This window comes from Mesorhizobium sp. dw_380, assembly GCF_018588885.1.
Taxonomy (GTDB): Bacteria; Pseudomonadota; Alphaproteobacteria; order Rhizobiales; family Rhizobiaceae; genus Mesorhizobium.
Genome location: NZ_JAFFIW010000057.1, coordinates 19,304 through 27,446, shown reverse-complemented (window position 1 = coordinate 27,446; position 8,143 = coordinate 19,304). Strand labels below are relative to the sequence as shown.

At 60.7% G+C, this 8,143-nt stretch carries 4 protein-coding genes and 3 pseudogenes; 5 read left to right on the top strand and 2 right to left on the bottom strand.

Annotated features, from left to right (window positions below):
* Positions 1–261 precede the first annotated feature (261 nt).
* Positions 262–1,329: a cyclic nucleotide-gated potassium channel gene (locus JT360_RS30645; RefSeq protein WP_214476793.1), complete on the bottom strand. Its 1,068-nt coding sequence runs from the start codon at positions 1,327–1,329 to the stop codon at positions 262–264.
* A 78-nt stretch (positions 1,330–1,407) separates the two neighbouring features.
* Here JT360_RS30645 and JT360_RS30640 point away from each other — a divergent pair, with 78 nt between their 5' ends.
* Both JT360_RS30640 and JT360_RS34175 read left to right on the top strand, forming a co-directional pair.
* On the top strand, positions 1,408–1,662 hold the full coding sequence (locus tag JT360_RS30640; RefSeq protein ID WP_214476796.1) for a hypothetical protein: 255 nt from the start codon (positions 1,408–1,410) through the stop codon (positions 1,660–1,662).
* Positions 1,659–2,075 carry a hypothetical protein gene (locus tag JT360_RS34175; RefSeq protein ID WP_214476790.1) on the top strand — a complete coding sequence of 139 codons (417 nt, stop codon included), beginning with the start codon at positions 1,659–1,661 and terminating at the stop codon, positions 2,073–2,075. Before JT360_RS30640 ends, JT360_RS34175 begins: the two co-directional genes overlap by 4 nt.
* A gap of 294 nt (positions 2,076–2,369) precedes the next feature.
* Here JT360_RS34175 and JT360_RS30630 read toward each other — a convergent pair whose 3' ends face one another.
* Entirely contained in the window at positions 2,370–2,558 is a 189-nt protein-coding gene (locus tag JT360_RS30630) for a hypothetical protein (protein WP_214476788.1), read from the bottom strand.
* Positions 2,559–4,047: 1,489 nt separating this feature from the next.
* On the opposite strand from JT360_RS30630, the pseudogene JT360_RS30625 reads away from it, so the two are divergent.
* From JT360_RS30625 to JT360_RS30615, 3 pseudogenes are all read left to right on the top strand, one after another.
* Positions 4,048–4,314 (top strand): annotated as a pseudogene (locus JT360_RS30625) (HlyD family type I secretion periplasmic adaptor subunit); the annotation flags it as partial.
* 421 nt (positions 4,315–4,735) lie between these two features.
* Positions 4,736–5,664 (top strand): annotated as a pseudogene (locus JT360_RS30620) (phosphohexomutase domain-containing protein); the annotation flags it as partial.
* Positions 5,665–5,806: 142 nt separating this feature from the next.
* A pseudogene (locus JT360_RS30615) lies at positions 5,807–8,112 on the top strand (AGE family epimerase/isomerase).
* Positions 8,113–8,143: the final 31 nt, after the last annotated feature.

Below are 8,143 nucleotides of genomic sequence, written 5' to 3'. Positions count from 1 at the left end.
ATCGATCCGTTGCGGTCGTTCAGTTGTGAACGTCGCATAATGCGACGTGACCGCAAGCGGCTGTTCGCGCGCCGTCGTCTGAATGACGCCCACCCCCGAGCGGACCTAGCAATGACGGTTAGTTCGGCGGCTGCGCCTCTGGGACCCAGAACCTCCGCTCGTGGCCGATAGAGCCGCACCATGTAGCCCCAGCCAGCCATCATCGGCAGGCAGTTGGCAGCATTGCCATCGCGTCCTCCTCCTGACGAACACCTAGTACGGTCAATCTTTATGTGCCGCGCCGCGCCGCTCGAGCGCGGTCTTGCGGATGATTTCGGCGATCTCCGGGCTGCTGCCGCACAGCATGTGGAAATCCGCCGAGTGCAACGACAGGAGCGAGACCGCCGTTGCCGCGCTGACGGTCGCCGAACGCGGTTCGCCGCTGATCAGCGCCATCTCGCCGAAGAAGGCGCCAGGGCCAAGCTCCACCGGGTTCGGCGTCGCGACGCTGACGCGCCCCTCCACGACGAAGAACATCTGATCACCGGGCTCGCCATTGCGGCAGATCACGGCGCCCGCCGGCACCGTGCGAGGTCTTAACGCGCGCACGATCTCGACCAGCACGGCCGGGCCGAGCTTCTGAAACAACGGCACGGCCGCGATCAATTGCCAATTACGGACGAATTCCCCGCGACGGACTTCTTGATAGAAGCCCGTGGCAAGAATGCCAGCCCAGAGCGCGAAGATGCCGATGCCACTCATCATGACCACCCCGGCAAGGACGCGGCCGGCGAAACTTTCCGGAATAGCGTCGCCATAGCCGGTGGTGGACAGCGTGACCACCGCCCACCACATTGCTTGGGGGATGCTGCCGAACTTTTCCGGTTGGATGTCGCGCTCGATGACATAGGCCGCGAGCGCGACGGCGAACAGAACGACGCCGAAGAGCGTGGTGACGCCGATCAGGTTGCGCGCTTCGTTGGCCAGGACCCTGCCCAGCACCGGGAAGAAAGTCGAGTCGCGCAGCGGTTTCAGCAGCCAGACAGCACAGTAGAGGGTCCGGTCGGGCGTGCCGACGAGCAGAAATGCGGCGAGTGGAACCAAAACCGCGAGCACATCAATGGCAATTGCCGGCGTCCTGTCCCGAACGTCTCCCGCCCGGCGCTTGAGCAGCGTCGCGGCCATCTGCAGAAGATAGGCGCCCCAAATGACAGCGAGCAGGGCAGCCAGAGCCAGTCTGCTTCGTCCGGACATGTCCGGTGTCGTGAGCGCAGCCACCGCCAAAAGCCCAGGTGCGGCCAGCACCGCGTTGAGCGGCGCGTAAATTCTTAGGAAAGGCAGTACCGACATTCTAGGCCCACGAGCGGATACTTTCCTCCAGAATAGGATGCCTTCAAGGCAAGCGCAAAGGTGCTTACTTTCGCTGCGATGTTCATCACCAACGGTGAAACTCAGATGTCCGGGAAAGTGAACAGACAGGCCACGACCGGGAATGATCCGATCCAGGCAATTGCAATAGGTTTCGCGATGGTCAGCTTCGGAGAAAAGGCGACATGGGATCGCGACGGAAAACTGAAATATCGGACGGGGCAACGAGTCGCGGCAGAAGCGCCAAGCTGGCTGGCGATCATCGTCTCGGTTCGTCTAGCACCAGGCGTCGGGTGTGCTCAAAGATCGGCGTGATCGATGCGGCTCAGAAGGCTATTCGCCGATCGCGCCGCCGTGCCGATCAAGAGATCAAGCCATGCCAGAAGGCTGGCACGCGCATCATTCATCAACTCGAATTGGACCGGCCGACCCGTCTTTTGCTGAACGACGATCGTCCGGGTCCGGGGTCGGCTGCCGCTGACCAATTCACCGGTTTTAATCTATCGGTCACGGACGCGGTGCTGATCGAGGAAGAAGCGAACGGCCCACACCTGACGTGGGTTCGATGCTCGTCTTGCGGCTACATTCCAAGCTCGACGATCCTGCGAACCCGGATCGGCCCCCGCTCCGGTGCCGCTACGTCCGCAGCGCCGGAAGCGATTGGGCGCGCAAATGTTCCACGGACACCTGGAGGCCGCACCTTGGTATTTAAGCATAAATTCTGTTGAAGGGGCAGGATTTACGGCGCATATTCTTGGCGCCGGTCACCCCTTCCCTGGACTGGTCCGGTGCATGGCCCGGCTTGCGAAATGCTTAACTTTCATTGCGCAGGCCGGGCTGTCCACTAATTGGCTGGCGAACAAAAAGATCGGATGATTGGGGCTCCTCCGGCGGCCTCCGTGCATGGGAGTAGCGGGAGGCTGGTCTTCCGGGCAGGCTCCAACGCTTCCACCGGTCAGGAGGGCTGCCATGCTGTGTCACCAGAGAGATTTCCATGATCATGCGAAACCTCGGTCCGCTGGTCATAGCAGATCGGCAAAGCCGATCCGATGCAAAAACTCCTCGCGGACCCTGTCGATCACCGGAAATGCGACGGCCGAACCGTCATTCGCCGGATCGATGACGACGCGGAACGGCCGCTTTCCGAACGGAGCGTTGACGATGTTCACAACCGCGTCGGCAACCGTCTCCGGCTGCGCGCCTTCCGGCACCGTCCCAGAGAGCGCCTTCAGTATTGCGCTGCCTTATATTCAGCAAGCCGCGCTTTGCCGGCCGGGGAACCCGCGTGGGCAAAGTGGTTCATGCCTTTGGTAAAAGCACCGGGACCACAATCGAGGTTTCAATACCGAGGGGCCCCAGCTCGCGGGCATAGCAGACCGCAGCAAAATACGGACCCCGCATCGGCGGAACGCCCGCTGCGGTGCTGCTGCTGCCGACCTTACACTAAATTGTAGCTTTGGGATCGAGACGCTGACGCGATCCTGGGTGACGCGCCGCCGCACGGTCGCCATGATCGCCACCTCGTCGCGTACCTTGATGCTGCCCTTCGCCATGGAAAAGAGTCTGGCGCGTCTGGTGCCTTCGTCAAGCTGGCGCTAATATGGCAGCCTTGCTGGCTTGGGGAAGTGGAGTGCCGAAACGTCAGGGCAAAGGTGACTATCGCGGAGGATCAACGATCCTCTCGAACTCTGGCCATGGTTTCAGCCCGCTTGCTCCCGCCCCGACTCCCACAGGCGTCGAGGAAATGTGGTTGAAGCTGGGCTTTTGGTTCCCTGCATCTGAAGGGAAAAAGGCGAAGCGCAAACGGAAGCGTCGCGGACGTCGGCTATTATATTCCTGACCGCCGATGGCGGTTGCGGCGAACCCTTCAACGGAGATCGGCCATGCCTCAGAAACCCCTCGCCGATACTCTAGCCGCTGGCGAAACAGTCTACGTCACCTGCGGCCACCCGATGTGCTGCCGTGGACCCGACTCGACATCCAGGCGCTGATCGACAGGTTCGGGCCTGATCACGGCTCCATGCACCAGGATCTGGTCAGCCTGTTCGTCTGCTCGGCATGCGAGGCCGCAGGCCGCGATCGCCGGCCGGTGTTCTTCACATGCATTCCTGACAACGAACACCACCAGCAGGCGTGCATGAAGGACTGGAAGCGACGTTCAAGCCGAGGTAAAAAGATGGCCGGCGCCCTCGGTGAGAGGTTGCCTGAACGGCGCCGGCCCGACGGACGGAATAATAGATCCCTCCGCGTCTACAGCGATAGCCGATTCTTGACGTGTCGTCGCGCGGGTAGTGGGTCAGTTTTGAAAATGGCGCAAAGTAAATTTGGCCTTGCGCCACGTTTCATTAGGCGCCGATCGTCCACGTAGACCGAACGATTCACGACCATCTTGGTCGTATTTTTCAATCCAGTTAGTGCGCTCGATGGCGAGCCTTGTGCTTTCAATCGCGAGAGGTTGGCGGGCACGAGCTTTGCAAGATCTGCGTTGGCTGCGGTCTGACCCGAGTTGCCTTCCTCGGTGAGCGATACCAGCCTGAATGTAGTGTCGACGATTTGAACCTTAGTTGTGTGTGTCACGCCGCTTGAGGACCAGAGGAAGATAAGCTCGACTCGATTTGGCCCACGCCTCTCGTCTCTTGTAGGGCCGTGTACTAAGGTCTTTTGAGCTTCCTTCGCCTCGATGAACCCACTACCCCGCGCGCCATAGCTCGCGACAGGCAACAGAGCGCGTCGAACGACCGCGCGTCGGGCGCAGCGCAGAGCGACAGTGAGCCGAGAGATCAGGAACTGGAATATGCCGCGCGCGTTTCGCTTGACCGAACGTCCATGCAGGTGGATGACAAGCTCGTCAAGCTCGGGCCGGGCATGGCGGTGACAGTCGAGATTAAGACTGGCACGCGCAGTATCATCGGCTACTTCCTCTCGCCACTGGCGAAATATAATCAGGAAGCGCTACGGGAGCGATAAAAAGCAGCCGACGGACCTTCGTCCCCTCCCCCCTGAATGGCATTGAGAAGGCGAGCCAAAGCATTTTGCCGAAAAGTGCGAAGCGGTTTTCGGCATCATGCCCTATCGCATTGAGTTAGAGGCGGATTCAGATTTCAGGTCGATTCGACCTGAAATCATCTGGCTCTAGGTGTCCGAAACGCCTTTCGTCGACCTCTTTCGCGGAACGGGAACCTGAACGTGGCCAGCGGCATCTTGCAGACCACCCTTGTCGTCAGCGCCCGAGCAGGACGCACGAGACATCCTCTCGGCTGTCGGCAGGCATGCTCCTATTGGATGAGTGGGTGCGAACCGGGGCGTTAGGGCTACCCCCTATTCATGCAGGGGGCCTGGGTCCGGCAGCGTGCTAGGATTGTCCCCCCGCATTTGCGGAGCGGAACCCGTGGCCCTGAACATAGTCGGCCAAGCCATACCGAGCACATTCGCCTTCGAAACCAGTGCTCTCATCAAAGCAACTGGCTTCCGGGAATACGACGCGCGCTGGTGGATCGGGCATCCAGGCTCGGGGAAAGAACCCGAACTCAACCTGATGGGCGTGCAGGCGATCGGCATGGGGCTCGGCACCTTGATCCACCGAATGGGTGTAGGCCCAGACATTGTCACCGGCCACGACTTCCGTAGCTATTCCATGGCGATCAAGATGGCGCTGGTCTCCGGCCTGATGGCGGCCGGCGCGTGCGTCAAGACATCGGCCTGGCACTTTCTCCAATGGCCTATTTCGCCCAGTTCGCGCTCGACGCTCCGTCGGTGGCCATGGTGACGGCCTCACACAACGAGAACGGCTGGACCGGCGTGAAGATGGGAGCCCAAAGGCCACTGACATTCGGGCCTGATGAGATGACCGCTTTGAAAGCGCTCGTGCTCGGCGGCGATTTCGATCTCATCGGCGGGGGCAGCTATGAATTCGTGTCCGGATTTCGCGAGAGATACATCGAAGACCTGACTGCCGGAAGGAACTTCGGCCGAAAACTGAAGGTGGTGGCAGCCTGCGGCAACGGAACCGCCGGCGCGTTTGCACCGCAGGTGCTGGAAGGCATCGGCTGCGAAGTCATCCCTCTGGACGTCGAGCTCGACCATTCGTTTCCGCGTTACAACCCCAATCCCGAAGACATGCAGATGCTGCACGCGATCCGGGACAAGGTTCTGGAGACGGATGCCGATGTCGGGTTCGGCTTCGACGGCGACGGTGACCGCTGCGGTGTGGTCGACAACGAGGGCATCGAGATTTTCGCGGACAAGGTCGGCGTCATGCTGGCGCGAGACATTTCCGGGTTGCATGCGAAGTCCGTGTTCGTCGTAAGGGCCTCATCGAACAAACCGGAAATTGTCGTCGTGGTGGAAAGCCCCGTCTCGCCGGAGCGACGTCGCGAGATGTTCGAGGCTCTCGACGCCGTGCTGCGCCGCAATCCAGAGGTCGGAGCCTACAACCAGATATTCTGAGAGGAACTGGACCATGCCGGACCGGATCGTAAGTTTTGTCATGAGCGGGGGCGTCGGATCGCGGCTGTGGCCGCTCTCGCGCGAAGACAATCCCAAACAATTCCACGACCTTTCGGGCGACGGCTCCATGCTTGCAAAGACTGTTCGACGCCTCAAGGCCTGGACGGACGGAGAGACACCGATCTACCTGGTAGCTTCCGAACGGCATGCCGACCGCGTCATTTCGGACATCGGTCCGCTCGGCCTGAACGGCGGCCGACCGATTTTCGAGCCCACTGGACGCAATACCGCCGCTGTGGTCGCAATAGCCACCCTGCAGACGATCTCCGAACATGGCGGCGACGCGCTTGTGCTCGTGGTCCCCTCCGACCATGAAATATCGACCGAAAAGCAATTCTGGGAAACCGTCGCGACGGGCATGCCTGCCGCCGATTCAGGACGGATTGTCGTGTTCGGCATCAAGCCGACGCATCCCGAAACCGGGTACGGCTACATCGAGGTTACGGCAAATGGTGACGGCCGGGCCGCCGTTTCCGTTTTGCACTTTGTCGAAAAGCCCAATGTCGCGACGGCCCGCAAATATGTGTCTTCGGGAAGGTTCTATTGGAACGCCGGCATCTTCCTGTTCCGTGCCGACACAATGCGAAAGGCATTTCTCGACCTCCGGCCGGACATCTGGGACACTGCGGAACGGGCGTACAAGGCCGCACGGGCTGACGTCTCAGGGATTTACCTGCCTAAGGGCTTCTACTCGGCTGTCCCCTCGACCTCGATCGACTATGCGGTCATGGAGCATGCACGCGGTATTGCGATGGTTACGGCTTCCTTCCGCTGGAATGATCTTGGATCGTGGCAATCGCTGCTCGAAGCCAGCCCGACGGACCGCGACGGCAATGTCGTAACGGGCGACGTTGTCGCCATGGATTGCGGCAGCTCCTATCTCAGAAGCCAAGGCAGGCTGCTGACCGTCATCGGAATGAAGGATGTAGCGGTGGTGGCGACACCGGACGCGGTATTCGTCGCTCCCGTCAGCCACAGCCAGAACGTGAAGAAAGTTGTCGAACAGTTAGAGAAGAGCGGACGCCTTGAGACGAAGTTCACCGCGTCGGAAGACCGGATCATCATCAGCGGGTCATGGCGCAAGCGCGTCGAGCACTGGCTCTTCGAGGAAACTCTGCCTCTGTGGTCCACTTCAGGTGTCGACGATGTGTACGATGGCTTCCACGAGGCTCTCGGTTTCGATGCTAAACCCTTGGACAAACCCAAGCGGATGCGGACGATGGCTCGCCAGATCTACGCTTTCGCGGTGGCCAGGGAGCGCGGCTGGGCCGGACCGGCCGATAAGCTCATTGACCACGGCATCGATTTCGTCGCGAAATACGGCCGCACCGACCGCGGCGGCTGGGTACGCACCCTCAATTCCAACGGCAGCGTGGCCGACCCGGCCGAGGACGCCTACGACCATTCCTGCATGCTCCTAGCGCTTGCCCATGCTCACCGATGCGGTAATCAGGATGCCCTGCGGCTGGCAGAAGAGACATTCCATTTCATCGACACCCATCTCGAGGACGGCTGCTTGAACGGCTTCCTCGAGACGCCTGGCTGGAACGGGGTGCGGTTCTCGAACCCGCACATGCATATGCTGGAATCCTTCCTCGCTTGGCATGGCGTCACCGGCGACCGCGCCTACCTGCGTCGAGCGGCACGCGTCATCGATCTGTTCCGGTGCCATTTTTTCGACCAGGAGAGCTGGACGCTTGGGGAACATTTCGACGTCGATTGGCTGCCATTGCCGGGAGATGAGGGACAGTGGACCGAACCAGGGCACCATTTCGAATGGGCCTCGCTCCTCGTCGATTTCGCGCGGGCAAGCGGGCAGAAAGACTTGGCAGTCTACGCAAGGAAGCTCTATTCGTCGCGATCGCCAGCGGATTGAACCGAGCTACGGGTCTGGCCTATGCAGCCGTGTCGCGGCAGGGATTGCCCCTCGACCGGCTCTCTCGCAGCTGGCCACAATGCGAGGCAGTCAAGGCGGCCATCGCCTTGGATGGCATTGGCGGGGGTGATCTGAAACCCGAGATCGAAGCTCGTGTCGCCCGCCTCTTCCGATGGCACATCGATCCGGCACCGCTTGGCTTGTGGGTCGACAGGATTGACGAGCGCGGAAGGTCACTGGCGACAGAGGTCCCCGCGAGCATTTTCTACCACCTCGTAACGGCGTTGATGCAGTATCTGGACAAGACCGAAGGACAGGTAGAGCCTCTCCTCCTGTCAGCTTCGGTTATGAGCAAGACGGCTCCGAAGCAGGTCTACGGCTGACCCAACTGTCCGCCATACTCATGCGAAAACT

Coding starts and splice junctions, on each gene's coding strand:
- JT360_RS30645 (WP_214476793.1), bottom strand. CDS start 1,329: ATGTCGGTACTGCCTTTCCTAAGAATTTACGCGCCGCTCAACGCGGTG.
- JT360_RS30640 (WP_214476796.1), top strand. CDS start 1,408: ATGTTCATCACCAACGGTGAAACTCAGATGTCCGGGAAAGTGAACAGA.